This window comes from Pseudomonas sp. 09C 129 (assembly GCF_002843625.1).
Classification (GTDB): domain Bacteria; phylum Pseudomonadota; class Gammaproteobacteria; order Pseudomonadales; family Pseudomonadaceae; genus Aquipseudomonas; species Aquipseudomonas chlororaphis.
Genome location: NZ_CP025261.1, coordinates 2667235 through 2693264, shown reverse-complemented (window position 1 = coordinate 2693264; position 26030 = coordinate 2667235). Strand labels below are relative to the sequence as shown.

General features: G+C 62.0%; 29 protein-coding genes and 1 tRNA gene. 17 read left to right on the top strand and 13 right to left on the bottom strand.

What is annotated here, in order from left to right:
• The first annotated feature begins 117 nt into the window (after positions 1–117).
• Positions 118–312 carry a hypothetical protein gene (locus CXQ81_RS12360; protein WP_101337323.1) on the top strand — a complete coding sequence of 65 codons (195 nt, stop codon included), beginning with the start codon at positions 118–120 and terminating at the stop codon, positions 310–312.
• Positions 313–318: 6 nt separating this feature from the next.
• Here CXQ81_RS12360 and CXQ81_RS12355 read toward each other — a convergent pair whose 3' ends face one another.
• Positions 319–552, bottom strand: a complete 234-nt coding sequence (locus CXQ81_RS12355) for a hypothetical protein (protein WP_007923734.1) — start codon at positions 550–552, stop codon at positions 319–321.
• Between the two features lie 270 nt (positions 553–822).
• Between CXQ81_RS12355 and CXQ81_RS12350 the strand changes: the two genes are divergently transcribed.
• Positions 823–898, top strand: a tRNA-Asn gene (locus CXQ81_RS12350).
• Positions 899–1458: 560 nt separating this feature from the next.
• Positions 1459–2616: an MFS transporter gene (locus tag CXQ81_RS12345; RefSeq protein WP_101337322.1), complete on the top strand. Its 1158-nt coding sequence runs from the start codon at positions 1459–1461 to the stop codon at positions 2614–2616.
• 52 nt (positions 2617–2668) lie between these two features.
• On the opposite strand, the gene CXQ81_RS12340 is transcribed toward CXQ81_RS12345, so the two are convergent.
• Positions 2669–4207 carry a nucleobase:cation symporter-2 family protein gene (locus CXQ81_RS12340; RefSeq protein WP_101337321.1) on the bottom strand — a complete coding sequence of 513 codons (1539 nt, stop codon included), beginning with the start codon at positions 4205–4207 and terminating at the stop codon, positions 2669–2671.
• A gap of 239 nt (positions 4208–4446) precedes the next feature.
• Between CXQ81_RS12340 and CXQ81_RS12335 the strand changes: the two genes are divergently transcribed.
• Entirely contained in the window at positions 4447–4872 is a 426-nt protein-coding gene (locus CXQ81_RS12335; RefSeq protein ID WP_101337320.1) for a hypothetical protein, read from the top strand.
• 55 nt (positions 4873–4927) lie between these two features.
• Complete coding sequence (locus tag CXQ81_RS12330) at positions 4928–5350, top strand: DUF4952 domain-containing protein (RefSeq protein WP_101337319.1); 423 nt, start codon at positions 4928–4930, stop codon at positions 5348–5350.
• 12 nt (positions 5351–5362) lie between these two features.
• Here the strand turns inward: CXQ81_RS12330 and CXQ81_RS12325 are convergent, their stop codons facing one another.
• On the bottom strand, positions 5363–6199 hold the full coding sequence (locus CXQ81_RS12325) for an arylamine N-acetyltransferase (RefSeq protein WP_101337318.1): 837 nt from the start codon (positions 6197–6199) through the stop codon (positions 5363–5365).
• A 188-nt stretch (positions 6200–6387) separates the two neighbouring features.
• Here CXQ81_RS12325 and CXQ81_RS12320 point away from each other — a divergent pair, with 188 nt between their 5' ends.
• The gene (locus CXQ81_RS12320; protein WP_101337317.1) at positions 6388–6957 is read left to right on the top strand and encodes a GNAT family N-acetyltransferase; all 570 of its coding nucleotides are present in this window, start codon (positions 6388–6390) and stop codon (positions 6955–6957) included.
• 42 nt (positions 6958–6999) lie between these two features.
• Here the strand turns inward: CXQ81_RS12320 and CXQ81_RS12315 are convergent, their stop codons facing one another.
• Entirely contained in the window at positions 7000–8562 is a 1563-nt protein-coding gene (locus CXQ81_RS12315) for a sensor domain-containing diguanylate cyclase (RefSeq protein WP_101337316.1), read from the bottom strand.
• A 257-nt stretch (positions 8563–8819) separates the two neighbouring features.
• Here CXQ81_RS12315 and CXQ81_RS12310 point away from each other — a divergent pair, with 257 nt between their 5' ends.
• A complete protein-coding gene (locus tag CXQ81_RS12310; RefSeq protein WP_101337315.1) occupies positions 8820–9308 on the top strand; it encodes a hypothetical protein in 489 nt (162 codons plus the stop codon).
• 51 nt (positions 9309–9359) lie between these two features.
• On the opposite strand, the gene CXQ81_RS12305 is transcribed toward CXQ81_RS12310, so the two are convergent.
• A complete protein-coding gene (locus CXQ81_RS12305) occupies positions 9360–10214 on the bottom strand; it encodes a LysR family transcriptional regulator (RefSeq protein ID WP_101337314.1) in 855 nt (284 codons plus the stop codon).
• A 94-nt stretch (positions 10215–10308) separates the two neighbouring features.
• Here CXQ81_RS12305 and CXQ81_RS12300 point away from each other — a divergent pair, with 94 nt between their 5' ends.
• The 3 genes from CXQ81_RS12300 to tal all read left to right on the top strand — a co-directional run bounded on the left by CXQ81_RS12300 (position 10309) and on the right by tal (position 13291).
• The gene (locus CXQ81_RS12300; protein WP_101337313.1) at positions 10309–10947 is read left to right on the top strand and encodes an FMN-dependent NADH-azoreductase; all 639 of its coding nucleotides are present in this window, start codon (positions 10309–10311) and stop codon (positions 10945–10947) included.
• A 226-nt stretch (positions 10948–11173) separates the two neighbouring features.
• A complete protein-coding gene (gene dusA, locus CXQ81_RS12295) occupies positions 11174–12175 on the top strand; it encodes a tRNA dihydrouridine(20/20a) synthase DusA (RefSeq protein WP_101337312.1) in 1002 nt (333 codons plus the stop codon).
• Between the two features lie 189 nt (positions 12176–12364).
• On the top strand, positions 12365–13291 hold the full coding sequence (gene tal / locus CXQ81_RS12290) for a transaldolase (RefSeq protein ID WP_007926971.1): 927 nt from the start codon (positions 12365–12367) through the stop codon (positions 13289–13291).
• Between the two features lie 74 nt (positions 13292–13365).
• Here tal and rssC read toward each other — a convergent pair whose 3' ends face one another.
• Together rssC and rssB are read right to left on the bottom strand one after the other, a co-directional pair.
• Positions 13366–13848 (bottom strand): anti-sigma factor antagonist RssC, encoded by a 483-nt coding sequence (gene rssC / locus CXQ81_RS12285; RefSeq protein WP_007926970.1) that lies wholly within the window; start codon positions 13846–13848, stop codon positions 13366–13368.
• The gene (rssB, locus tag CXQ81_RS12280) at positions 13848–15029 is read right to left on the bottom strand and encodes a two-component system response regulator RssB (RefSeq protein ID WP_007926968.1); all 1182 of its coding nucleotides are present in this window, start codon (positions 15027–15029) and stop codon (positions 13848–13850) included. Before rssB ends, rssC begins: the two co-directional genes overlap by 1 nt.
• Positions 15030–15306: 277 nt before the next feature.
• Between rssB and CXQ81_RS12275 the strand changes: the two genes are divergently transcribed.
• On the top strand, positions 15307–15606 hold the full coding sequence (locus CXQ81_RS12275; protein WP_101337311.1) for a PilZ domain-containing protein: 300 nt from the start codon (positions 15307–15309) through the stop codon (positions 15604–15606).
• A gap of 57 nt (positions 15607–15663) precedes the next feature.
• On the opposite strand, the gene CXQ81_RS12270 is transcribed toward CXQ81_RS12275, so the two are convergent.
• Positions 15664–16347, bottom strand: a complete 684-nt coding sequence (locus tag CXQ81_RS12270; RefSeq protein ID WP_101337310.1) for a VacJ family lipoprotein — start codon at positions 16345–16347, stop codon at positions 15664–15666.
• Positions 16348–16548: 201 nt separating this feature from the next.
• On the opposite strand from CXQ81_RS12270, the gene CXQ81_RS12265 reads away from it, so the two are divergent.
• Positions 16549–17169 (top strand): phosphatase, encoded by a 621-nt coding sequence (locus CXQ81_RS12265; protein WP_101337309.1) that lies wholly within the window; start codon positions 16549–16551, stop codon positions 17167–17169.
• A 113-nt stretch (positions 17170–17282) separates the two neighbouring features.
• Positions 17283–17546, top strand: a complete 264-nt coding sequence (locus CXQ81_RS12260; RefSeq protein ID WP_007926964.1) for a DUF4404 family protein — start codon at positions 17283–17285, stop codon at positions 17544–17546.
• A gap of 45 nt (positions 17547–17591) precedes the next feature.
• On the opposite strand, the gene queF is transcribed toward CXQ81_RS12260, so the two are convergent.
• A complete protein-coding gene (queF, locus tag CXQ81_RS12255) occupies positions 17592–18422 on the bottom strand; it encodes an NADPH-dependent 7-cyano-7-deazaguanine reductase QueF (protein WP_007926963.1) in 831 nt (276 codons plus the stop codon).
• Positions 18423–18490: 68 nt separating this feature from the next.
• Complete coding sequence (locus CXQ81_RS12250) at positions 18491–19045, bottom strand: plastocyanin/azurin family copper-binding protein (RefSeq protein ID WP_101337308.1); 555 nt, start codon at positions 19043–19045, stop codon at positions 18491–18493.
• Positions 19046–19200: 155 nt separating this feature from the next.
• Between CXQ81_RS12250 and CXQ81_RS12245 the strand changes: the two genes are divergently transcribed.
• Together CXQ81_RS12245 and CXQ81_RS12240 are read left to right on the top strand one after the other, a co-directional pair.
• Positions 19201–19881 (top strand): heavy metal response regulator transcription factor, encoded by a 681-nt coding sequence (locus CXQ81_RS12245; protein ID WP_007926961.1) that lies wholly within the window; start codon positions 19201–19203, stop codon positions 19879–19881.
• Positions 19881–21242 carry a heavy metal sensor histidine kinase gene (locus tag CXQ81_RS12240; protein WP_101337307.1) on the top strand — a complete coding sequence of 454 codons (1362 nt, stop codon included), beginning with the start codon at positions 19881–19883 and terminating at the stop codon, positions 21240–21242. The genes CXQ81_RS12245 and CXQ81_RS12240 overlap by 1 nt, the downstream gene beginning before the upstream one ends.
• Positions 21243–21298: 56 nt before the next feature.
• On the opposite strand, the gene CXQ81_RS12235 is transcribed toward CXQ81_RS12240, so the two are convergent.
• The 3 genes from CXQ81_RS12235 to CXQ81_RS12225 all read right to left on the bottom strand — a co-directional run bounded on the left by CXQ81_RS12235 (position 21299) and on the right by CXQ81_RS12225 (position 24549).
• Positions 21299–22543 carry a lipoprotein-releasing ABC transporter permease subunit gene (locus tag CXQ81_RS12235; protein ID WP_009047979.1) on the bottom strand — a complete coding sequence of 415 codons (1245 nt, stop codon included), beginning with the start codon at positions 22541–22543 and terminating at the stop codon, positions 21299–21301.
• A gap of 64 nt (positions 22544–22607) precedes the next feature.
• A complete protein-coding gene (gene lolD / locus CXQ81_RS12230) occupies positions 22608–23291 on the bottom strand; it encodes a lipoprotein-releasing ABC transporter ATP-binding protein LolD (protein WP_164523762.1) in 684 nt (227 codons plus the stop codon).
• Positions 23292–23298: 7 nt separating this feature from the next.
• The gene (locus tag CXQ81_RS12225) at positions 23299–24549 is read right to left on the bottom strand and encodes a lipoprotein-releasing ABC transporter permease subunit (RefSeq protein ID WP_007926943.1); all 1251 of its coding nucleotides are present in this window, start codon (positions 24547–24549) and stop codon (positions 23299–23301) included.
• Between the two features lie 94 nt (positions 24550–24643).
• Here CXQ81_RS12225 and CXQ81_RS12220 point away from each other — a divergent pair, with 94 nt between their 5' ends.
• Together CXQ81_RS12220 and CXQ81_RS12215 are read left to right on the top strand one after the other, a co-directional pair.
• Positions 24644–25231: a PilZ domain-containing protein gene (locus CXQ81_RS12220; RefSeq protein WP_007926941.1), complete on the top strand. Its 588-nt coding sequence runs from the start codon at positions 24644–24646 to the stop codon at positions 25229–25231.
• Positions 25232–25292: 61 nt separating this feature from the next.
• Positions 25293–26015: a glycerophosphodiester phosphodiesterase family protein gene (locus CXQ81_RS12215; protein WP_101337306.1), complete on the top strand. Its 723-nt coding sequence runs from the start codon at positions 25293–25295 to the stop codon at positions 26013–26015.
• Positions 26016–26030 lie beyond the last annotated feature (15 nt).

Genomic DNA, 26030 nt, shown 5'->3' with positions numbered 1-26030 from the left:
AAAGGGGGAAGCCTTTGGGCTTCCCCCTTTTTTGTGGGCCACCCTCGCCGACCCGATGCCCACTAGACTGAATTCAGCTTGCCTTCTTCCCTATCGCTTCCCTATCGAGAACGCCCCATGAGACACGACGACCTGCGAGCCAACCGCGACGAACTGGACCACTTCCCCCGCCCGCAGAAACGCGAAAGGAACCTGGTCCTGCAAATTGCCCTGGGGGTATTTCTCGGTGGCCTGGCGCTGTGGCTGGTGCAACTGGCGGCCACATCGCTGGCCGCGAAGTTCATGCTGGGCACCTTCACTTTCGGCGGTTGAGAACGCTCAACCGGCCAGTTCAGCGCTGCGCTGGCTGGCGGCATCATCGAAGGCCACGTACAGCGACTCGGCGACCTGGCTCTTGATGGCCTTGGCGCTTTCCAGCCCGAGGACAAAACCTTCGGCCTTGCCACCCGCGCGGTTCAATTCAGCGGCCGATCCGGCCTGGGTAATGGCATCCCACAGTTTCATGGCCTGGGGACCGACGCCTTTGGGCAGGCTGATCTGCTCGATGCTCATAAAACCTCCTCAGGCAGAGGCGACAGGGCAAGCAGTGTGGCGGGTAAAAACTTGAACAGGGTCATGAGCGTTACCTTTTCGGCTGGAAGCCGGGAGCGCGTGAAACCACTGCCGGGGCGCCATGGTAGACCTGTGCCACGATTCCGGTAACCGCCAACGGCCAAATAGCCGCGGATTGGCACAATGGCCAGGGTCGACCAGGCTCACTCAAGCGAAAAATTATTTGGGGATGCTTGACTTCTCCTTCTTAATCAGTAAGATACGCCGCATTCCGCGATAGCTCAGTTGGTAGAGCAAGTGACTGTTAATCACTGGGTCCCTGGTTCGAGTCCAGGTCGTGGAGCCATCTTCCTACACTGATTGGCCAGCAACACTTCAAGGAGCGCCCTGCTCCTGCGGCGAATCAGTTCAGCGTCACCCTCCCCCAAGATCGATTCAGCGCATGCCAGACCGGCATGCGGATACGCGTTTGCGCTGCAGCCGATTGCCTGTCTCCGATTGCCTGGCGCCAGCGCCTGAAGTAGGCTGTGCCCCTTCTCACGTCAGCCGTCACGACTCATGTTTTTCCCCGCACAGCCCCATCACAGCTTTCTCTCGATGAGCCCATCGCAGACCTTCGCGGTGTCGCAATCCGACTGCGCGATCAATCGACGCCGCCGCAGCGTGCTGTTCGCCTTCACTTTCTCCCCTCACGCCTGAACCCCACCGTTGCGCCTGAAGCCGGCGCGGACCTGATACAGCTGCAGCGCTTGTTCGCCGCGCACCGCCCCATCCGCCGCTTTGCACCGCAGAAACCCGGCCCGACCTACGCCCGCGTATGCCGAACCGCAACCCTGCCCGAGCAAAAGCGCCGCGCCACAACAAACCGTTTTTAAGCACCCGCCCCGTCGGGTGCAGGTGTATTCCATGAATAAAACCCTGCTGGCCGCGCTGATCCTCGGCATCTCGATTGTCGGCCTGAGCATCGGCTCCACCGTGCCGGTCATTGCCTTGCGCCTGTATCAGGCCGGCGCCTCGAACACCCAGATCGGCATCATGTCGGCCCTTCCCGCCGCCGGCATGATGCTGTCGGCGTTCCTGGTGAACGGCCTGTGCCGGAAACTCAGCCGCCGGCAGATCTACCTGCTGTGTTTCAGCCTGTGCGCCCTCAGCATCGGTGCCCTGGAACTCCCCGGGATCAGCCTGACCGGCCTGGGGCTGGCACGGATCGTCATGGGCTTCGGCGCCGGGCTGATCATCATCCTGGGAGAAACCTGGGTCAACGAGATGGCCGCGGACGCCGTGCGCGGCCGAGTGATCGCGGTCTACACCACCTGTTTCACCGTGTTCCAGATGATCGGCCCCGGCCTGGTGGCCCTGCTCGGCACCGAGGGGCCGGCGGTGATCGCCACGGTCAGCACCGGTTACCTGCTGGCCATTGCGGTGATCTGGCTGACCCTGCCACGCCAGCGCCCCGTTGCCGGACACGCCACAAACAAAAGCTTCTCGGTGCTGGGCTTTATCCGGGTGGCGCCGGCACTGTGCGTGGGCATCCTGTTCTTCGCCTTCTTCGATACGGTGATTCTCTCGCTGTTTCCGGTCTACGCCGCGACCCACGGCTACGCCATCAAGCTCGCGGCGCTGATGGTCAGCATCATTCTGCTGGGGGATGCGGCGTTCCAGTTTCCTCTGGGCTGGCTGTCGGACAAGGCCGGACGCGCCGCCATCTACCTGGGCTGCGGCGTGGTGTCGTTGGTGATCGGCCTGGGGCTGCCATTGTTGATGAACTACCCGGCGCTGCTCTGGCCGAGCCTGGTGATACTCGGCGCGGCGGCCGGCGGGGTGTACACCCTGGCGATCATCCTGATCGGCCAGGAGTTCAGCGGCCCCGACCTGGTCACGGCCAACGCCAGCGCGGGCTTGTTGTGGGGTATCGGCAGCCTGCTGGGGCCGCTGCTCAGCGGTGCAGCCATGAGCGGTGGCGCCCACGGCCTGCCCTTGACGCTGTCGGCGGCAGCCGCCGTGGTGGTGCTGTTCGCCTTGGCGCTGGTCCGGCAAGGGCTGCCGGAGCGGGTCGCGGAGTAGCTAGCCGGCCAGGACTGGACTGATTGCGTCCAGCCTGGCGATTCGGCCGGCCCTAGACCTTGCTGGTTTCGACCGCGCCCGAGGCATGGGACGACGCCTGATGAGCAGCCGGAGCATGCTCGCCATGGGACGTATCCACCACCGGAATCTCGTTGCCCTCGGCATCGTGCAGCTTGCCGCCGCTGAAATAATCGCCCTCACGCAACGCTGCCAGGTCCTGGTAGCGCAGGGTGCGCTCGGACGCCACGGCAAACACCGATTGCTGGTCCGAGTTGCCCAGGGTGAAGTGGTTGAAGGTGAGGTTCAGCACAATGGCCATGATCGCCGAGGAGCTGATGCCGGAATGGAAGATGGTGGCGAACCAGCTCGGGAAATGGTCGTAGAAGTTCGGCGCGGCGATGGGAATCATGCCGAAGCCGATCGAGGTGGCAACGATGATCAGGTTGACGTTGTTGCGGTAGTCGACCTTGGACAGGGTCCGGATACCGCTGGCCGCCACGGTGCCGAACAGCACGATACCGGCCCCGCCGAGCACCGAAGTCGGTACGGCGGCAATCACCCGCCCCATGAACGGCAGCAGGCCGAGGATCACCAGGAACACCCCGCCGGTGGCCACCACATAACGGCTCTTGATCCCGGTCACCGCCACCAGCCCGACGTTCTGCGCGAAGGCGCTCTGGGTGAAGGAGCCGAAGATCGGCGCGATCATGCTCGACAGCATGTCGGCGCGCAGGCCGTTGCCCAGGCGCTTGGAGTCAACCTTGGTGTCGATGATTTCACCCACCGCGAGGATGTCGGCCGAGGTTTCCACCAGGGTCACCATGACCACGATGCACATCGACAGGATGGCGGCGAAATGGAAAGTCGGCATGCCGAAATGAAAGGGTGTCGGGAAGCCGAACATCGGCCCCTGGGTGACCATGGAGAAATCGGCCATGCCCAGGAACACCGCGATGATCGTGCCCACCACCATGGCCAGCAGGATCGACAGCCGCGAAATGGTCGCGCTACCAATCTTGCTTAGCAGCAACACCAGGACCAGGGTGATCGCCGCCAGGCCGATATTGGCCATGCTGCCGAAGTTTTCCGCATGGCTGTTGCCCCCCATGGCCCAGCGCGCCGCCACTGGCATCAGGGTCAGGCCGATGGTGGTAATCACGATGCCCGTGACCAGCGGTGGAAAGAACTTGGTGATGCGTGAAAACACCGGAGTGATCAGCAGACCGATCAACGAGGCGGCGATCACCGCCCCGAGAATCGACTGGAAGCCCCCTTCGCCACCGCTGCTGACAATCGCCACCATGGTCGCCACGCCCGAGAAGGACACGCCCTGGACCAGCGGCAGCTGACAGCCGAAAAACGGCAGGCCGAGGGTTTGCAGGAGAGTTGCCAGACCGCCGGCGAACAGCGACGCCGCGATCAGCAGACCGATGTCCGCCGGCGCCAGGCCCGCGGCCTGGCCAACGATCAAAGGCACCGCAACGATACCGCCGTACATGGTCAGGACATGTTGCAGGCCGTAAGCCATATTCGCGCCAAGACCCAGGTTTTCATCTTCAGGCCGTTGCGGTGAAACAGAGGGCGTTTTCATGGTTGGGGGGTTCCCTGGTTTTTGTTATGGGCACACTGTATTCAACAGTCGGGACAAATGTCTATAGAGTTGTATACACTTTATTCAGCGCCGCCCAACCTCAAAAACCAGCGAAACCTGATCGCCAGCCCCTGCCTTTTTCCCGCCGAACCCCGTCCCAGACAGCCACCCTGATAGAATCCCAGCCCCCGCGGCGCCCACATAAGTGACGCCCTCCGTCCGCGCATGGAAGCGATCGAATGAATCATCTCTGGCATACCTTCCGCCTCGCCTATGGCAGCTTCCGCACGGTGCTGGCCTTGCAAGGCTTTGTGCTGGCCGTGTTCAGCGCCAGCTTCGCCGACAGCCTGTGGCAAGGGTTCTGGGCTGGCCTGGGGACCTTTGCCCTGTTCGTCGCCGGCGGTGCGATATTCGGCTTTCTGCCCATGGCGCTGGCGTTTACCCCGCTGTACGCCCTGCTCTGCGCCAAAGGCCTCGCCAATTGGTTCAGCAGCCTACTGCTGGGGTTGTCGATCGCCGGTGTACTTTGCCTTCACCCGGCCTTGCGCCTGCTGATGCCGCTCTGGCTGCTGGACAGTGCGTTGATTGCGCTGCTGACTCACTGGACGTATCGCCGCCAGCTGAAGGATGGTTATGAGCAGATGCCTTTATGGCGCTGCCCCTGAGCTGCCTGGGGGCTTTGCTCAGCAAAAGGGTGCTCAGCCTGGAAGGAATCGCCACGTGAACAGATGCCTCTCGATCCTGATCAGCCCTGCATTGTTGATACTGGCGTCCAGTGCCCAGGCCGCGCCGGTCTGCGGCGATTTCCTGGCACGGATCGGCAACAAACCCGCCTATATCGAGTTCCTCGAATGTCACGCCGAACCCGAGTTGCAGACCAAGCCGCTGCGCGCCACCTACCGCCTGGCGGGGCGTGATGCCCAGGCCGCCGAACGCTACCTGGGCGAGCAGTTCCGGATGCCGCCCCTGCGGCGCTCCTGCTGTGTCTGGGATGCGCCGCCTGGCTTCTACCGCGACCCGCGCAGCCAGTTGGGCTACAGCCTGTTCATGGGGTCGGCGGAAACCTTCGTCGATCGACGCGAAGCCTGGGGGGATATCGACTATTTCTATCTGACTATCGACCTCGACACCGAGGAACCCTGAAGCCCGGACCGATCAGGCCGGTTGCGGCAGCGCGAGCAATTCGCCAAGGACCTCTCGCAGCCGCGGATGCTGCGGCACCCGAATGGCGAACTCGTTCTGCAACAGGGCAATCAACTCGTCGGGGTCGGTGATCTGCCGCCGCTCGCTGTCCTGACCCAGGCGATGCACGGCGTAGCTGCCGTTATTCAGGGTCCGGCGCAGGCCTTCGCCCATCAGCGCGACTTTCAGCTGACCGAGAAACGGCGAGTTCTTGTGGGTCGAGACGAACCAGTTACCCATTTCGTAATCCACGGCCTCCTGGCGCTGCAGGTCGAATACATACATCGCCCGCCACTCGCCGGCGACCTTGGCGCGCAGGGTGTAACTGCCATCACGTTCGGTGATTCGATAGGGCTCGTGGGGCGTGGCCTGCTCGTCCTCGGTATCGAGCAGCAGCGGCGCGGTGGGCACCATGCCGCCAAAGCCGACATCCGAAACATAACGCACACCGTCCAGGGTCAGCAGCACCAGGCGGTGAGCGCGCGCGGACCAGGCATCTTCCGGCCCGCCCATCACCACTCGCCCGGTAATGCCCCGCGCCTCATAGCCCAGGTGCTGCAACAGCACCTGGTACATCTGGTTGAGTTCGTAGCAGTAGCCACCACGGCCCTCATGCAGGACCTTGTGCTCCACCGAAGCCAGGTCGATCGGCACCGGCACGCGCAACAGGGTCGACAGGCTTTCAAAAGCGAAGGTGCTGGTGTGGCGCAACTGCAGCTCGCGCAAGGTCGTCAGGGTCGGTGGCGGTGCGCTGTCGTAGCCTAGCCGTTGCAGGTAAAGCGCGAAGTTCATCAGGTGGGGCTGGCTCATGGAGTTGTCCTTATGCATGAGGTGTCGCGTATCGGCGCTATGTATAAGCCATAAAAGCCCCGAACCGACAATTGATTTGGCCAATATCCCTGCTCGAAACAGCCCATGAATGGACCTTGCCAAGGCTTAGGTGTCTGCCTGTAATAGACGGCCGAAGCCCACTCCTTTACTGCTGGAAAAAACCTGCCATGGACATACTGGAAGGCCCGCGAATCCTCCTGCGACCGCTGCAACTCTCCGACGCCGACGCCCTGGTCAAGGCCGCCGAGGATGGCCAGTTGTGGAACCTGCCGTTCACCGTGGTGCCGTCCAGCGCGACGGTGGACGACTATTTGCAGATCGCCCTCAGCGGTCGCGACGCCGGTACTGTCCTGCCCTTCGCCACGGTCCTCAAGGCCAGAAACGAGGTGATCGGCTGCACCCGCTTCTGGAAGATCGACCGCAAGAACCGCAAGCTGGAAATCGGCAGCACCTGGATCGCCACGCGCTGGCAGAAAACCTTCGTCAACACCGAAGCCAAGTACCTGATGCTGCGCCATGCCTTCGAGATGCTCGACTGTGTGCGGGTGCAGTTCACCACCGACGAAATCAATGAAAAGTCGCGCAACGCCATTCTGCGCCTGGGAGCAAAACAGGAAGGCATCGTGCGTCATGAACGGATCATGCCCGATGGCCGCAAGCGCAACTCGGTGCGTTTCAGCATCATCGACGATGAATGGCCTGGCGTGAGGCAACATCTCGAACACAAGCTGGGCTAACCGGATCAGGACTGAGCGCCCAAAGGCACAGGCAACGAGCTGTCAGCGATCCGAGCGGGCCAACGGTTGGCTGACGCTCTCGATCGCCACCTGATTGCGCCCGGATTTCTTGGCCTGGTACAGCGCGGCATCGGCGTGCTCGAGGAACGCTTCGATGCTGTCGTGCCCGTTCGGCACGAAGCAGTAGCAACCCAGGCTGAGGGTGACTCGTGCAAAGGGCGAGCCGGTATGCGGGATGTTTTTCTCCATGACGCCGCAGCGAATCTGCTCGGCCATGGCCAGCGCCCCGTGCATCTCGGTATCGGGCAACAGGATCACGAATTCCTCCCCGCCATACCGCACCGCCAGGTCGGCCTTGCGCTGACAGCAATCCCTCAGCACCTGCGCCACCTCGGCCAGGCACTGATCCCCGGCGACATGGCCGTAGGTGTCGTTGTAGCGCTTGAAGAAATCGATATCGAGCATGATCAGGCTCAGCGGGCTCGCCTGCCGCCCGCCGCGCCCGAACTCGGTTTCCAGCGCCCGCTCGAGCAGCCGACGATTGGCCAGGCCGGTCAGGCTGTCATGGGTCGCGATCACCTCCAGCGCTGCCTGTGCGGTCCGCAGGTCGGCCTCGATACGCTCGCCGTTGCGTACCTGGTGCACGAAGACCCAGCCGAACAGGCCGATCCCCAATACCACCAGGGCGACAATGGTGCTGGACTGGTAGGCGCTGGCGTACCAGTCCTTGAGGACCGCATCCTTCGAACTCGCCGCGCTCACCACCAGCGGGTAGGCGTCCAGTTGCCGATAGCCGTAGAGCCGCATCTTTCTGTCGACCAGCGAACGAATCATCGCAGTGCCCGAAGAAGACTCAGGCAAGTACTTGCTGAAAATTTCCCCGCGCGCCAGGGATGCGCCGATCTGCCGCTCCTCCAGCGGACGCCGCGCCAGCAGGGTGCCATCGGACAGGGCGAGGAACATGCTGCCGTTGTCATCGATGTCGAAGCTTTTGAAGAACTGGTCGAAATAGGCCAGCCGGATACCAGCCAGCAGCACGCCTTCGAAATTGCCCTGCTTGTCGTTCAGGCGCCGCGTCAGCGGAATGATCCACTCGCCGTTTTCCCGACTGCGGATCGCAGGCCCGACGTGGGCCAGCAAGGAAGCGTTCTGCTGATGAAAGCGGAAGTAATCGCGATGGGCCACGCCTGCGCTGCGTGGCAAGCGCTCGAACGAGGTGACCACCCAATGCCCCGCCCGGTCGAACAGGAACAGGCCATGCAGCTGTTTGAGCGCTTGCGCCCTCTGCGCAAAGATCTTCTGCAGGAAAGGCTTCTGCTCAGGGCCATAACCATCCTTCTGAATCCAGTCGGCCAGGCTGGCCAGCACCAGGTCGGCCTCGATGAAGGTGTCCTCGGCCTGTTGCGCCATGGCCCGGGTCAGGTTCGACGAGGCGACCTGCGCCCGCGCCATATCGTAGTGATAGGACTGCGCCAGCTGCAGATAAAGCAGGACGCACAGGCACAGGCAAACCATCGAAATGAATACCACCGCGGCCTTGAGCAGCGGAAGCCGTTTCAAGGTTCGATCGGAGGCATGGTGAGGATCGTGAATCGGGATAGGCAAAGCATCATCCTGGCAGGGTAAGGCATCCAATGCAGCCGGGCCGGCCAATCCTAAGAGGTAATAGCGGACAGTTCAGGGTGGCGACGTCTGAAAATGTAGAGCATTTTTCTGATGCTCATCAGGGATATATAAAAAACACCCTGCCACAATACAAACATCGGCATCCAACAGATGGTCATGAATCGCTGGCCACCCTCCGCCAAGGTAAAGTACCTTCCGAGACTACACTTACCCTCACATCACGATAGGAAGTCGGAATGAGTAAGGTCGATGAACTCGCCGCAAGGCTGAAACAAAAACAGGACAGCTGGGCCAAGGAAGACATCTCGGCAGACAAGGCCATCGAGCTGTGGCCTGCACAGGTCTATGAGATGTACCACCAGGTCGAGACCTGGCTGACTCCACTTTCAGAGGTCGGCCTGAATATCCGGCGCGTCCCCACTCGCGTGTTCGAGAGCCACCCCTCTGGTGCGACCTTCAACTATGCCATCGATCAACTGCTGATCGAGGGCAACCACCAGAGCATCCTCCTCGACCCTATCGCCCGCTTCACCACAGGTGGCGCCGGGCGTGTCGAAATCCACGGCAAAGGCCCTGAACGCTACCTGCTGCGCAACGGCAGCGAACATGGAGAGGGGCACTGGCTGATCCAGACGGTTCCCGGCTCCGGTAAATCCAGGCCGGACCCGTTCGAACTCAATGAAGACACCTTGTTGTCCGTGATCCAGGAAGGCCTGGACCTCTGAACTCCGCTCAAGCGACTGCCCCTCGGGCAGTCGCGCCGCTGAAGCCGACGGCTAGAGCCGCCGCGCCGCACAATACGCCACTATCACCTGGGACAACGCAGCCACTATGCCCTGATCGGCATCCTTGGCCGTGAACAGCCGAAACTCCGCGTCAGGCAGTACCGGCAAGCCATGCTCAGCCCCCAATACCGCAAGCCCTTGCCCCAGCTGGCTGGTGGCTATCGGCGCCACCGCGAACCCGGACAGGGCCGCCGTGCGCAACGCCGCGGTGCTCGGGCAAAGCATTGCCGTGCGCTGGGCGATTCCCGCTTGCGCCAGACGCTGCAGGGCTACCGCCCGATAAGGGCATGGCTCGGGAAACAGCGCCAGTGGCAGCGGAGTCGGCAAGCGACCCACCAGATACGCGGAACTGGCCCATACCAGCGGCTCCTGCCACAACAGCAGGCCCGGCTCACGGGTTTCACACAGCGAACCTATGACCACCTCCAGGCCGCCCTGCTGCATGCGCTCCAGCAGCGTGCCGGGAATATTCACCTGTATATCGATTTCCATGCCCGGATACTGCGCCGCGAACTCCTGCAAAAGGCGCAGCAGGCGGGGCTCGACAAAGTCCTCGGACATGCCGATCCGCACCCGGCCGTGAAATGGCGAACGCGTCAGCTCGGCCCAGGCATCGCGGTTCAAGGCGAGGATGGCTCGCGCATAGGCCATCAGGCGCTCGCCATCGGCAGTCAAGTGCTGGGAACGCGTGGTACGGGTCAGCAGCGGCTTGCCGACCTGCTCTTCCAGGCGTCGCAGATGCCCGCTGACCGCCGACTGCGTCAGGTGCAGCCGTTCGGCGGCACGGCTGAAGCCTTCCTCGTCCACCACCGTTACAAAGGTCTTGAGCAACAGAACATCGAACATATAAAGATACGTGATCAATCAGCCATTTATTTACAATTTATATTCCGTAAATCGCTATGTTGCAATGTCGGCATTCCTCATCCGAGATGCCGTCATGACCCGCCTGCTGCATATCCAATGCTCCCCCCGCAAAGAGCGCTCCGCCTCGCAACAAATCGCCCGAGGTTTTATCGACCGCTATCAGACCCACCATCCACACACCGAAGTCAGCACCCTGGACCTGTGGAGCCTGGACCTGCCGGAATTCGACCAGCACGCCATGGACGCCAAGTACGCCGGCCTGCAAGGCATGGCCCTGTCCCCCGACCAGCAAGACGCCTGGAACACCCTCGAAACTCTCGCCGCCCACCTGCACCACGCCGATCTGCTGGTACTTTCCGTACCCCTGTGGAACTACAGCATCCCCTACAAGCTCAAGCACTTCATCGACCTGGTCACGCAGAAAGACATCCTCTTCAGCTTCACCGCCGAACACGGCCTGCGCGGCCTGCTGCACAACAAAACCGCGGTCGTCGCCTACGCCCGCGGCCTCGACTTCTCGCCGCTATCCGACACGCCTGCGGAACGCTTCGACTTCCAGAAGCCCTACGTCGAGGCCTGGTTGAAGTTCGTCGGCGTCACCCAGGTCCACGCGCTGATCGTGGAAAAGACCATCCTGGGGCATGAGGTGGATCAGGTGGCGCGGCGAGAGGCCGGGAATCGGGCCAGGGAACTGGCGGACAGCTTCAAGTGATTCAAATGCAGCGAACATTCGCCTAGCCATGCGGCTATCGAATCACACAAAAAAAGCGGGCGACCTTAAGATCGCCCGCTTTTTATTAGCCTGCCGTTGTTCATACAACCGACCGGAATATAGGAACCGAAGACCATTCAACTTCCTGGTACGCGCGCCCTTGCAACCCCGGAACTCCATTCCTGATAAACTTCCCCTCCTTCGCCTCACCCATCCAGATTGCCCAATGCTCTTATCTCCTGCTCCAACTGCCTCACTAGCCCTCTCCCGCCGCTTCTCCGTGGCGCCGATGATGGATTGGACTGACCGCCACTGCCGCTTCTTCCTGCGCCTGCTGTCCAAGCACGCCCTGCTCTACACCGAGATGGTCACCACCGGTGCGTTGCTCAATGGCGATCATGAGCGTTTTCTGCGTCACGACGAGTCCGAGCATCCCCTGGCGTTGCAGTTGGGTGGCAGTACGCCGGCGGATCTGGCGGCTTGCGCGCGGATGGCTCAGGAGCATGGTTACGATGAGGTGAACCTCAACGTCGGCTGTCCGAGCGATCGGGTGCAGAACAATATGATCGGCGCGTGCCTGATGGGGCATCCGGGCCTGGTGGCCGATTGCGTGAAGGCGATGCGCGATGCGGTGAGCATTCCGGTGACGGTCAAGCACCGGATCGGCATCAATGGCCGCGACAGTTATGAACAACTGTGCGATTTCGTCGGCCAGGTGCGCGAAGCTGGGTGCACCAGCTTTACCGTACATGCGCGGATCGCGATTCTTGAGGGGCTGTCGCCGAAGGAAAACCGTGACATTCCTCCCCTGCGTTATGACGTGGCAGCACGCTTGAAAGCGGATTTCCCCGAGCTGGAAATCATCCTCAACGGCGGCATCAAGACCCTGGAAGCCTGCCATGAGCATCTACAGACTTTCGACGGGGTGATGCTGGGCCGCGAGGCCTATCACAACCCCTACTTGCTGGCCGAGGTGGATCAGCAGCTGTTCGGCAGCACCGCACCGGTGATTTCCCGGGCCGAAGCGTTGGCGCAGTTGCGGCCTTATATCGCCAGGCACCTGGCCACGGGCGGCGCCATGCACCACATCACTCGCCATGTATTGGGGCTGGGCACCGGTTTTCCGGGGGCGCGCAAGTTCCGCCAGTTGCTCTCGGTGGACATTCACAAGGCCAAGGATCCGCTGGCGCTGCTGGATCAGGCCGGGCAGTTGCTCGAAGGTCGCTAACGATCACTCGGGTTGAACCTGATGGGTGTTTTGGCATCGTAGTAAACGGATAGCGCCCCAGCATTCAAACACCTGTTTTTCAGGTTGTTGCCCTTGGGGCTCGTTTAGGCATCCGGTTACGCATTCGCACCCTTGAGCGGCTGTCAGCGCTCGGGTAATGTCAACAGACCCACAGGACAGAGCACTCTCATGACTTCCAAGCTGGAACAACTCAAGCAGTTCACCACCGTGGTTGCCGACACCGGCGACTTCGACGCTATCGCCCGGGTCAAACCGGTAGACGCCACCACCAATCCTTCCCTGTTGCTCAAGGCCGCGGCCATTCCGGGTTACGCCGAGCTGCTGAACGCCTGCGTCAGTGACGTCAAGGGCGATGTCGGCCTGGCCAGCGACCGTTTTGGCGTCGCCGTGGGCAAAGAAATCCTGAAAGTGATCCCCGGCCGCATTTCCACCGAAGTGGATGCCCGCCTGTCGTTCGACACCGATGCCATGCTCAAGCGCGCCCATCGCCTGATCGAGCTGTACGACAAGGCCGGCATCGGCCGCGAGCGTGTACTGATCAAGATCGCCTCCACCTGGGAAGGCATCCGCGCCGCCGAGCAGCTGGAACGCGAAGGCATCCAGACCAACCTCACCCTGCTGTTTTCCTTCGCCCAGGCGATCGCCTGCGCCGAGGCCGGGGTGTTCCTGATCTCGCCGTTCGTGGGCCGCATCTATGACTGGTACAAGAAGGCCAGCGGCAACGACTACACCGGCGCCGACGATCCGGGCGTGCAGTCGGTGACCCGCATCTACAACTACTACAAGGCCAATGACTACAAGACCGTAGTCATGGGCGCCAGCTTCCGTAACCTGAACCAGATCGAGCAACTGGCCGGCTGCGACCGTCTGACCATCAGCCCGGACCTGATCGAGAAACTGGCCGCCGACACTGGCAAGCTGGAGCGCAAACTGGCGCCGGGCCACGCTGGCGAAGCTCGCCAGAGCCTGAACGAAGCGCAGTTCCGCTGGGCCTCCAACGAAGACGCCATGGCCACCGAAAAACTGGCCGAAGGCATCCGTCAGTTCGCCCGCGACCAGGAAAAACTCGAGGCACTGCTGGCCGCCAAGCTCTGACCGAGCGAGCGCCAACGCAAAAAGGGCGGACCCTCACGGGTTCGCCCTTTTTTATGTGCTGCCGCTTTATAGGATCAGTTGCGTTCCAGGGCATTCACCAGATCGTGGAAAGCCTCGCGGTTGGAGTCGTTCAAGCCCATGAGGATCTTGTGCGCCTCCAGCACCTTGAGCCGCACCACCTCTTCCGACTGGTCCTGGGATGGCAGGTCGGTCAGGCATTCCGGGCATGGGATCGGACGATCAACGATGTTGAACACCTGATCGAAGCCCATGGACTGCAGCAGTCGAGTGATGTCTTCGTGGGTGGTGACGACGGTCGGCAACAGGCCGACCTTCTGCCGCGACAGGATCGACAGCTTGGCCAGCAGGCCCAGGGTGGTGCTGTCGATGCTGCGGGTTTCGGTCAGGTCGATCACGATCGCCGAGAAGTTCAGCGCCGTGAAGATTCGCTCAATAGTCGCATCCAGCGCCGAACACAGGGTCAGGCGCACTTCACCGATAAACTTCAGGACAAAGGTGCCGTCCTGCTCGGCGAACTGGATTCTACCGGTACTCATTAAAGATTCCTGCTCAACACCAACAGGGCGATATCATCCGGCATCTCCCCTAGCGTGGCCAATCCAAAAACCTGCCGCAGACCATCCAGGCTGCCGCCGGCCGTTCTCACCCGTTCAGGTAAGGCGGCCTCTTTCTCTTTGAGTGTGGGTTCCGGCAAAAGGTCCAGAATGCCATCAGACATCAGCGTCAAGCTGAAGCTCGGAGGCAGTTCCAGAATGTGGTCTTCATAGGTGGCTTCATTGAACAAGCCTACCGGCAGACCCCGCCCTTCCAGGTAACGCACACTGTCTGGCGTGTACAACACAGGCAATGGCAGGTGTCCGCCAATGCTATAGGTCAACAAGCCCGTCTCCTCGTCGATGACGCCACCGACCATTGTCACGTGTTTGCCCAGCTTACAGCTGATCAGGCCACGGTTGATATGGCCCAGGACTTCCGACGGCTTGAATTCCGGCAAAGTGCCGTTGCGCTTGGACTCGAACAGCAAGCGCGTGGTCATGAACTTGAGCAGCACCGTGACAAAGGCCGAAGACGCGCCATGCCCGGAAACATCCGCCAGGTAAAAGGCTACGCGGCGCTCGTCGACACGAAAGTAGTCGACAAAATCGCCGGACAGGTACAACGACGGAATGATCTGGTGCGCGAACTTGAACTCATCGATGGTCCATGGGCTCACCGGCAGCATGTTCATCTGCACCTGGCGCCCGGCGTTCTGATCTTCCTGCAGCAGGCTCAGGCTGGCTTCGAGCTCGCGGTTGGCGGCTTCCAGCTTCTCCCGGTAGCGCTGGTTTTCCAGCAGCAGGCGCGCACGATCCAGGGCCCGGCGCACCGAGTGCTCCAGCACCGCGAGGTCTTCCAGCGGCTTGATCAGGTAGTCCGCCGCGCCCAGGCGCAAGGCCTCGACGGCATCGTTCATCACACCGGCACCGGAAACCACGATGACCGGGGTTTGCGGTTCGATGTCGGTTACCTGACGGATAAGTTCGAGGCCGCCCATCTGCGGCATGCGCAGATCGCAGATCACCAAGTCGGGCTTTTCCTGCTCGAACACCTGAAGTCCCTGCTGACCGTTACTGGCCTGCAGGACGCTGAAGCCACTGTCTTCCAAATAGGCCGCGAGGCTCGCGCGCACTACTTCGTCGTCATCGATTATCAGCAGCGTGGCACTGGTTTTTGGCATGTGGGCAAACGGCGCCAGAATTAGGTTGGCGTAGGTGGCTGGGCACGAGGCCTGGACACACACTACTGGATTCGCTTTCTAGCCACTCTGGAAATGGAGTCAGGGCCCGTAGCCCTGCACGCTCGACCATCAGAGGTGCCCTTCTAAGGCGCAGACGGTACTCCCATCCGCGGGGCGTTTCAAGCTCATGCCGATGGTCGCCGGACGTCTTTACACCTCAAATCACCGGGAGTTATAAGAACAGGCAAATCCGCAACTTAAACGCAGGTTGGAGCCTATGAGCCCAAACGATCGTGACTACAGTGAAAAGCGCGATTACATCCGCATGCGAGTGGATGCAGAGGTCACGCTGATCCACCAGGGCCAGGTGATTGCGGCCGTCTGCATCGACCTTTCCAGCAGTGGCATGCAGGTTCAGGCTCCGCGCTCATTCAAGGTCGGCGACCTGCTCAGCGTGCGTATCGATTCCGAGCACGCCGCCCTCAGGGGACTGGAAGCGGACACCGAAGTGGTCTGGGTCACCGAGCTGGAAGGCAAGGGCCAGAAACTTGGCCTTACAATCCTGAAGATGAGCTGATTCTAAGATCAACAAAAAAGGCGGCCCCAAGGGTCGCCTTTTTCATGGACAGGTCGCTTAAAAATCGTCTTCGACCTTGCCGTCCTTGACCTTGAATTCGCGGTTCTGCAGGTACGCATTGCGAATGAAGGTGTACTTGTCGCCACTGATCAGCTTCTCGCTCGACAGCAGGCTCGCGCGGGTGTCGACGACCTCCAGGGCAAACACGCTGTTACGCACCGGCACGTCGTTCACATAACGGTAACCGTCGGTGAAGCTGTCGACATACTTGGCCGGCGCATCGCGCAGGGTGCTCGGACCGAAGAACGGCAGCATCACGTAAGGACCACTGCCGACGCCCCAGTAACCCAGGGTCTGGCCGAAGTCTTCATCGTTACGTTGCAAGCCCATCTTGGTGCCCACATCGAAGAAACCCGCCACGCCGATGGTGGTGTTCATCAACAGCCGCGCGGTGTCGACGGCAGCGGCATGGGGCTTGGCTTGCAGGATATCGTTGGCCAGGTTGCCGACATCACCGATATTACGGAAGAAGTTGTGAATGCCGTCTTCGAGAAATTGCGGCGTTACTGCCTGATAACCTTGCGCCAGAGGTTTCAGCGCATAGGTGTCGATGGTGTCGTTGAACGTGAAGATCGGGCGGTTGATGCTTTCCCACGGATCGTCTTCCGCAGCGTGGGTCAAAACCGGCACCAGCAGCATGCCGGCACACATAAGCTGAGCGAGACGATTGCTCCAGCGCATAGCAGAAACTCCTTGGATTGTACTGTCGCGGGCGCTATGCCCTGGCGGTAAGCGCGCTAGTATAAGTCGGATATATCCATTTATGCAGCACTGGTGCAGTGCTTCGCCCTCTCCCCCTCATTTGCATGGCCTGTTCACAGGGATGTCATCCAACGGTCATCTGTCGTCGATACTCTTGCAAGGTATTTCAGGGACGTCACGATGCCTCACGCCGAAGCCTTGCCTGTATCCGCCCCCACCTTGACCGCCGTGCTCTTTGGCCTCAGCGGTTGCCTGGTGGATTTCGGCGCGCGGATGCGCCTGCACAGCGCCGACCACCCGGTCCTGGAACAGGCCCACGCCACTCACGGCGCCCTGGACATCCTGCACAGCCTGCAACATCAAGGCGTGCCTTGCGCCTGGCTTGACGAGTTGCCCGCCACCCTCAGCCAGCACCTGGCAAGCTCACTACCCGACTGGGTCACCCCGTCCCCCAACACAGGCTCCCGCTGGCCGGCTCCCGATGCCTGCTGGCAGGCGCTGATGGCCCTGAATGTCAGCCGCCTGGACGGCTGCGTGCTGGTCAGCGGCGAACCGCGCCTGCTGCAATCGGGCCTCAACGCCGGCCTGTGGACCATCGGCCTGGCGTCCTGCGGTTCGCTCTGCGGGATGAGCCCGACACAATGGCAGGCACTGAGCCAGCAGGAGCGCGAACTCAAGCGCGGCAAGGCCACCCTGCATCTATTCAGCCTCGGCGTGCACTCGGTGATCGACCATCTGGGCGAGCTGCCAACCTGCCTGGCCGATATCGGCCAGCGTCGCCAGAAAGGTGAAAAACCCTGACTTGATCAAGATCATGCACATTGCCCGCGAGTGGATTACGCTAAGGCTCAGACATGGACCTTTAGCGAATCGGCGCGGTCCATGGCTGTGCCTATCAATGAAGGGAGAACGCCATGCCTGCCCGCGAACTGCAAGAACAGCTCAATACCCTGCGCGAGCAATTGGAGCAGAACCCACCGCTTTCGGAAGCAGAACGCGCCAATCTGCAGGAATTGATGCAACAGATCGAGCTCGAGCTCAAACTGGAAAACGCCACTCAGGACACCAGCCTGGCCGACGGGGTCAACCTCGCCGTCGAACGCTTCGAGCTTGAACACCCCGCCATTGCCGGCACCTTGCGCAACATCGTGCAAACTCTCGGCAACATGGGGATTTAACCCCTTACAGACAAAAAAGCCCCGCTACCAGAGCGGGGCTTTTCATTACTGGCGAACCAGTCGGAAGTTGGCGAAACTCGCGGTTTCGGTGCTGCGGTACGGGTTGATGTCCAGGCCACCACGACGCACATAACGCGCATACACCGTCAGCTTCTCCGGCTGCAGCAAACGCTGCAGGTCGAGGAAGATCCGCTCCACGCATTGCTCATGGAAGTCCGAGTGCTGGCGGAAGCTCACCAGGTAGGCCAGCAGGCTGGCGTGGTCCAGCGCCGGGCCACGGTACTCCACCACCACGCTGCCCCAGTCCGGCTGGCTGGTGACCGGGCAATTGGATTTGAGCAGATGGCTGTGCACGCTCTCCTCGACGATCCGCGACCTGTCGCACTGCAGCAGTTCCGGACGCGGGTGTTCATAGCTGCTGACGCTGATATCCAGCTCGTCGATGCAGGCACCCGGCAAGGCCACCACTCCTTCCGCCTCCACTTCGCCCAGGCTGCGGATGCGCACGCCCACCGGCTTGCCGGCCGCCGCAGAGAGGTCGGCACGCAAGGTTTCCTCCAGGCTCTGGCGATCCGCGAAAGGGGTCTGGTTCAGTGAGTTGAGGTACAGCTTGAACGACTTCGACTCGATGATGTTCGGTGAATCCGCCGGAATGCTGAACTCGGCGATGGCCACCACCGGCTTGCCGGAGGGCAACAGCCAGGACAGCTCGAAGCAGTTCCAGAAGTCCACGCCTTTATAAGGCAGGGTGTCGGCGCTCAGGCCCAGCTCGGCCCATTTTGCCGCCCGCGGGATCGGGAACAGCAAGGATGGCGTGTAGGTAGAGACGTATTCACTGGACTTGCCCAGCGGCGAATGTTCGGCTGCGGGATGCATGGCGGAAACCTGACTGAAGAATCAGGCGATTCTATCAGTCTTTGCCTCCGCCTTTGAGCCCCAGGCGCTTACTGGCTGACCGTCAGCTTGCCGACCATGCCTGCCTGATAGTGCCCCGGGATATTGCAGGCGAACTCCAGGCTGCCGGCCTTGCTGAAGGTCCAGGTCAGCTCAGCGGTCTTGCCCGGCTCCACCAGCACGCTGTTCGGGTCGTCGTGCTTCATGCCGGGCATCGCGCCATGGCCCATGGCGGCGTGATCCATGGCCCCAGCGGGCATGTTCTTCATCGCGGTGGGCGTGAGCATGCCGCTCTGCTGCATCTTCAGCATTTCCTGCTGGTGCTCGGCATGCATGGTCGCGGTACCGATATTGAGCTCATGCAGCAACTGGCCCTTGTTGATCAAGACAAAACGCACGGTTTCGCCAGCCTTGATGTCCAGGCTCTTGGGGGTGTAGGACATGTCGTTCATGACCACTTCCACCGTACGCGTGGCCTTGGCCGCCGAGGCCGCCTGACCGAAATCGTAGGTCTGCGCCGGCGATGCCCAGGCCGGCGCACCCAATGCCAGCAAACACGCGGCCAGCGTCAACGAACGAGGTAAAACACCCTTGGACAAAAACATAATCGCACTCCAACAAGATGAGGTTCAGCTTGTGTGAAACTCTAAGGCCGCAGCGCTGCCAGCCAGCTGACTGCTAGATTACAACTTTGTCAGCTTGTGCCCTGCGGCCGTCACCCAGGGTATAAAGCCCGCGTTCCATTTGCCATGAGCCGCCCATGAAACTGCTGATCGTCGAAGACCAACCGAAAACCGGCCACTACCTGCGCCAGGGCCTGAGCGAGGCAGGCTTCAACGCCGAACTGGTGGCCGATGGCACCACCGGCCAACACCTGGCGTTGACCGGCGACTATTCCCTGTTGATTCTCGACGTGATGCTGCCGGGCCGCGATGGCTGGCAGATCCTGCAAGCCGTGCGCGGCGCCGGGCTGGAGATACCGGTGCTGTTCCTGACCGCGCGCGATGCCGTGGAAGACCGGGTCCACGGCCTGGAGCTGGGCGCCGACGATTACCTGGTCAAGCCTTTCGCCTTCTCCGAACTGCTGGCCCGGGTCCGCAGCCTGCTGCGTCGCGGCAGCTCCACGCCCCAGGAAACCACCCTGCAACTGGCGGACCTGCGCCTGGACCTGATTCGCCGACGGGTCGAACGCAACGGCCAGCGCATCGACCTCACCGCCAAGGAATTCTCGTTGCTGGAAATGCTCCTGCGGCGCCAGGGTGAAGTGCTGCCCAAGACGCTGATCGCCTCCCAGGTCTGGGACATGAACTTCGACAGCGACACCAACGTCATCGAGGTGGCGATCCGCCGCTTGCGCCTGAAGATCGATGACGATTACCCGAACAAACTGATCCACACCGTGCGTGGCATGGGCTACGTGCTCGAAGAGCGCCAGGCCTGATGCGCCGCTTGACCCTGAGTGGGCGCCTGGCCCTGTTGTTCGCCGGCTGCACCGCGGTGGTTTCGCTGCTGGCCGGGGTGCTGTTCAGCCGCGCCAGCGAAGCGCACTTCATCGAACTCGACCAGCAACTGCTGGAAGGCAAACTGATCGCCATGCGCAGCGCGCTGCTGGGCGCCGACGACCCGCAACGCTTTGCCGAACGCAAGGCGCAGCTGCAGGATGAACTCAGCCATCAACCGGACCTGACGCTGCGGGTCACAGGCGCGGATGGCGCCCTCTGGTTTGACAGCGCCAAGGGGTTGCCGGCCGCTCCGGCCCAGCCGACCGGGCTGCACAGCCTGCAACACGACGGTACCGCCTACCGCATCTACAGTGCGGCCCTGGAACCTGGCCAGGCCGGCTCGCCAGAGCTGACCCTGATGCTCGACATCACCCACCACCAGCACTTTCTGCAGCGTATGCAGCACCTGATCTGGCTGACCGTCGGCCTCTCGGCCCTGGCCACCGCGCTGCTCGGGGCCTGGGCCGCGCGCAGCGGCTTGCGTCCGCTGCGGCGGATGAGCGAGGTCGCCGCGGGCGTGTCCGCCAGCTCCCTGACCCAGCGCCTGCCGGAGCAGCAGATGCCCGGCGAACTGGCCGAACTGGCCCAGGCCTTCAATGCCATGCTCGGGCGCCTGGACGACTCCTTCCAGCGCCTCTCCGCGTTCTCGGCGGACATCGCCCATGAGCTGCGCACCCCGCTGTCGAACCTGCTGACCCACACCCAGGTCACCCTCACCCGCCCACGGGCGCTGGAAGACTATCGCGAAGCCCTGCACAGCAACCTCGAAGAGCTGCAATGGATGGCCCAGCTGGTCAACGACATGCTCTACCTGGCCAAGGCCGACCACGGCCTGCTGACGCCGAAACGCGAAGCCCTGGAGCTGGGTGAGGAAACCGACATGCTGCTGGAGTTCTATACGCCGCTGGCCGAAGACGCCGGTATCGCCCTCGGGCGCGAAGGCAGCGCGAAGATCCAGGGCGACCGCAGCATGTTGCGCCGCGCCCTTTCCAACCTGCTGGACAATGCCCTGCGCTTCACCCCGGCCGGCGGCGAAGTGCGGGTGCGGCTTGGCGAGACCGCCAAGGGTTCATTCCTGCGGGTGGAAAACACCGGCGAAGGCATTGCGCCTGAACGCTTGCCACGGCTGTTCGACCGCTTCTACCGCGCCGACCCGGCGCGCCATGAAGGCAGCAGTGAACATGCAGGCTTGGGACTGGCCATCACCCAATCGATCATCCGTGCCCATGGTGGGCAGATTCGTTGCCAATCGGCGCAAGGCCGGACGAGCTTTGTGATTGAGTTGCCGAGGCAGGAATAACGCAGGGTTGGCGAGCAAGCTCCCTCGTAGGAGCGAGCTTGCTCGCGATAGCGAGATTACGAATAACGCAATGCAGTCGCCGGCTCGACCTTCGCCGCGCGCCAGGCTGGATACAGGGTCGCCAGGAAGCTCAGGACAAAACCCGCGGTGCAGATCAGGGCCACGTCGCCGCCCTGCAGCTCGGAAGGCAGGTTGCTGACGAAGTACACGTCGGAACTGAAGATGTGCTGGCCGCTGACCCGCTCCAGCCAACCCACCAGCGCACTGACGTTCAACGCCGCGATTACCCCCAGCACGCCGCCGATCAAGGTGCCGACGATACCGATCACCGTACCCTGGACCATGAAGATCGCCATGATCTGCCGTGGCGTGGCGCCGATGGTGCGCAGGATCGCGATGTCCGCACCCTTGTCGTTCACCACCATGATCAGCGTGGCGATGATGTTGAACGCGGCCACGGCCACGATCATCAACAGCAACAGGCCGATCATGGTCTTTTCCATCTTCATCGCACTGAACAGGCTGCCCTGGGTGTGGGTCCAGTCATCGGCCTTGAAGCCAGCGCCCAGGCTGGCAGCGATGTCGCTGGAAACCTTGGGCGCGGCGTACAGGTCCTTGACCGCCAGGCGCACGCTCTGCACCTGGTTTGGCTGCCAATGCTGCATCTCGGCGGCATCGGCCACATGGATCAGCCCCATGGAACCGTCGAGCTCGGCCCCGACCTTGAACACGCCGACTACGTTCAAGCGCTGCATGCGCGGGGTGATGCCGCCCGGCGCGGAGCTGATTTCCGGCACGATCAGGGTCAGCTTGTCGCCGACATTCAGGCGAAAGCGCCGTGCCGTGATCTCACCGATCACCACCCCGAACTCGCCCGGCTTCAAGGCATCCAGACGGCCCTGGACGATGTGCTGGGCAACGATGGAGACCTTGCCTTCCTGGGCCGGGTCGATGCCGCTGATCTGGATCGGCTGCATCGAGCCCTTGTAGGAGAGCATGCCTTCCATCTCGGTGAACGGCACCGCGGCCGTCACCTCGGGATTTTTCATCGCCGCGGCGGCCACCGGCTGCCAGTCGTCGATCGGCTTGACGCCGACGATGGTGGCGTGGGGCACCATGCCGAGGATGCGCGAGCTCATTTCGCGCTGGAAACCGTTCATCACCGACAGCACCACGATCATCGCCAGCACGCCCAGGGCGAGGCCGATCATCGAGGTCATGGAGATGAAGGAAACAAAGCGATTGCGGCGCTTGGCGCGGGTATAGCGCGTGCCGATAAAGATCGATAACGGTCTGAACATTCGCTGGGGCACCGTATGGAAATTAAAGACCCAGCGCCTGTTTCAGGCGCCGGGCTGCGGCCAATCAGATGGGCGTCAGGAAACCTTCCTGCAGGTGCAGGACGCGGTCCATCTGGCGAGCCAGGTTCATGTCGTGGGTCACCACCAGGAACGCGGTACGCATCGAGGTGCTGAGTTCCAGCATCAAGTCCTGGATGCCTTGCGCGGTGTGGGAGTCGAGGTTGCCGGTCGGCTCGTCGAGCATCACCAGCCCTGGCTTGTTGACCAGGGCACGGGCGATAGCCACACGCTGGCGCTCACCACCGGACAGTTCGGCCGGCTTGTGCTCCAGGCGATGGGCCAGCCCTACCCGCTCCAGCAAGGCGGTGGCCCGCTGACGAGCTTCCGGGATCGCGGTCTTGCCGATCAGCAGCGGCATGCAGACGTTTTCCAGGGCGGTGAATTCCGGCAGCAGGTGGTGGAACTGGTAGACAAAGCCAAGGGCGCGGTTGCGCAGCAGGCCGCGGCCCTTCTCGCTCAGCGCCGAAAGCTCCTCGCCGTCGAGCCAGACGCTGCCCTTGGTCGGCGTGTCGAGGCCACCCAGCAGGTTGAGCAAGGTACTTTTGCCCGAACCTGAGGTACCGACGATCGCCACCCGCTCGCCCGGGTGCAACTCCAGTTGCAGGCCGGACAACACCACCACCGATTCCGGACCTTCCTCGTAGGACTTGCCCAGGTCGCGGCAGCTCAGAATTGCTTTTTCACTCATGCCCAACTCACTCATAACGTAGCGCCTCCGCCGGCTGGGTGCGCGCGGCACGCCAGGCTGGATACAGGGTGGCGAGGAAACTCAGGACCAGTGCCGCGCCGCAGACCATCAACACATCCTCGGCCATCAGTTGCGATGGCAGGTAGTCGATGAAGTACACGTCGGCATTGAGGAATTTGTGCCCGATCAGGCCTTCGAGGGCGGAGATCGCCGCGCTCACGTTCAACGCCGCGAACATCCCGACCACGGCGCCGATCAAGGTACCGATCACGCCGATCACCGTGCCCTGGACCATGAAGGTCGCCATGATGCTGGCCGGCGTCGCCCCCAGGGTACGGAGGATCGCGATATCGCCCTTCTTGTCGTTCACCACCATCACCAGGGTGGAGATGATGTTGAAGGCGGCCACGGCGACGATCAGCAGTAACAACAGGCCGATCATGGCTTTTTCCATGCGGATGGCCTGGTACAGGTTGCCGTGGGTACGGGTCCAGTCACGGGCGTAGTACTGGTTCTCGCCCAGTTGCTCGGCAATTTCCCAGGCGGTGCGTGGCGCCTGGAACAGGTCGTCGAACTTCAGGCGCAGGCCCTGCACCTGGTCCGGTTTCCAGCGGTGCAGGCGGCCCAGGTCGTCGAGGTTGGTCAGGCCCAGATAGCCGTCCAGCTCGCCGGCGCCGACATGGAAGATGCCGACCACGGTAAAACGCTTCATGCGCGGGAACATCCCGGCCGGGGTCACCGTGACCTCGGGCGCGACGAAGGTCAGCTTGTCGCCCAGGCCAACCCCCAGCTTGGTCGCGGCCTTGTCACCGATCACGATGCCGAAGCTGCCGGGGGCCAGGTCGTCCAGCTTGCCCTGCTTCATGAAGTTATCGATGATCGAAACCTGGCGTTCCTTGGCCGGATCAATGGCGTTGAGCAGGACTTTCTGCACCTGGCCGTTATTGGTCAGCAACCCCTGCATCTGGGTGAACGGCGCAACCGCCAGCACCTTGGGGTTCTGCTTGACCTTGTCGGCCAGGCCTTGCCAGTCGCTGATCGGCTCACCGGATTCGATGGTCGCGTGGGGCACCATGCCCAGCACGCGGGTGCGCATCTCATGGTCGAAGCCGTTCATCACCGACAGCACGACGATCATCACGACCACGCCAAGGGCGAGTCCGATCATCGAGGTCAGGGAAATGAATGACACGAAATGATTGCGGCGCTTTGCACGGGTATAACGCGTGCCAATAAATACGAAGAGAGGTCTGAACATGTCGGGGCTTGTTCGGAGGAAAAGAAGACGTCCTTGTGGCGGGTCCTGGTAAGCAGCTTTACACTCAGACCACCGCCGCTACCATGGGTTCGCCATGTCGACATTAGATGAAGAAGATCGCCGCGAATACTACCGTATCGAGGACACGATCGCACTGGAAATTAGCCCCTTGTCCGCCCACGAAGCGGCGAGCAAGGAAGTGTTGCAGGATGCGTCGCCGCTGTTCAACCTGCTCAGCGAGCTGCATCTGAGCGAATTCGAATCGCAGCACCTGCTGCGCCAGGTCAGCGAGCGCGACCGGACCCTGGCCAACTACCTCAAGTCCATGAACAAGCGCATCGACCTGCTTAGCCAGGTGGTGGCGCAGACCGTGCTCGGCAAGTTCGGCGAACCGCAGCGGGTGATTCTCTCCGAAGGCGGCATCGAGTTCGAACATCACCTGTCCTACCCGGCCGGCACCCACCTGGCGGTCAAGCTGCTGCTGATGCCCCAGGCCTTGGGCCTGTTGTTGCGGGCCAAGGTCACCCATTGCGAAACCCGCAGTTTCGGCACGTTCGAAATCGGTACCGAGTTCGAATCATTGACCGACGCCCAACGCCAGTTGCTGGCGCGCTATATCCTGCAGAAGCAAGCCCAGGAACGTCGCCAGGCCCGAGAACAGAACGACCCGGCAGCCGATTGACCTGCGGCCCCACCGCGCAGCACCGATCATCTAATGGAAAAATTTCCGTGAAGGAGCAATCGTGACCCTGATTTATGGCCACCGCGGCGCTAAAGGCGAAGCACCGGAAAACACCCTGACCAGCTTCCAGCAGTGCCTCAAGCATGGCGTGCGCCGCTGCGAACTGGACCTGCACCTGTCCATGGACGGCGAGCTGATGGTGATCCACGACCCGACCCTCAAGCGCACCACCGACCGCCGCGGCAAGGTGGTCGAACACAGCGCCGAAGAACTGATGTCCTATGACGCTCGCAAGGGCGGCCCGGGCTGGGTCACGCCCTGCCCGATCCCGCGCCTGGAAGAACTGTTCGAAAAATGCGACTTCGAGCACTGGCAGCTGGAGGTCAAGAGCGCCTCGCGCACCCGTGCCGCCACCACGGTGCTGGCGATTCGCGAGATGGCGCAGCGTTTCGGCCTGCTGGACAAGGTCACCGTCACCTCCAGCTCACGGGAAGTGCTCAAGGCGGCTGTCGAGCTGACCCCGGATCTGTCGCGCGGGCTGGTCGCCGAATACGCCTGGCTCGACCCGTTGAAGGTCGCGCAAAGCTACGGCTGCGAGATTCTGGCGTTGAACTGGACACTCTGCACTCCGGAACGGCTGCAACGGGCGCAGCGGCAGGGCTTGCATGTGTCGGTATGGACAGTCAACGAGCCTGCGCTGATGCGCAGGCTCGCCGACTTCGGCGTAGACAGCCTGATTACAGACTTTCCCGGTTTGGCCAGCGCCACGCTCGAGAGTTACTGAAATCGGTCTCCCCGG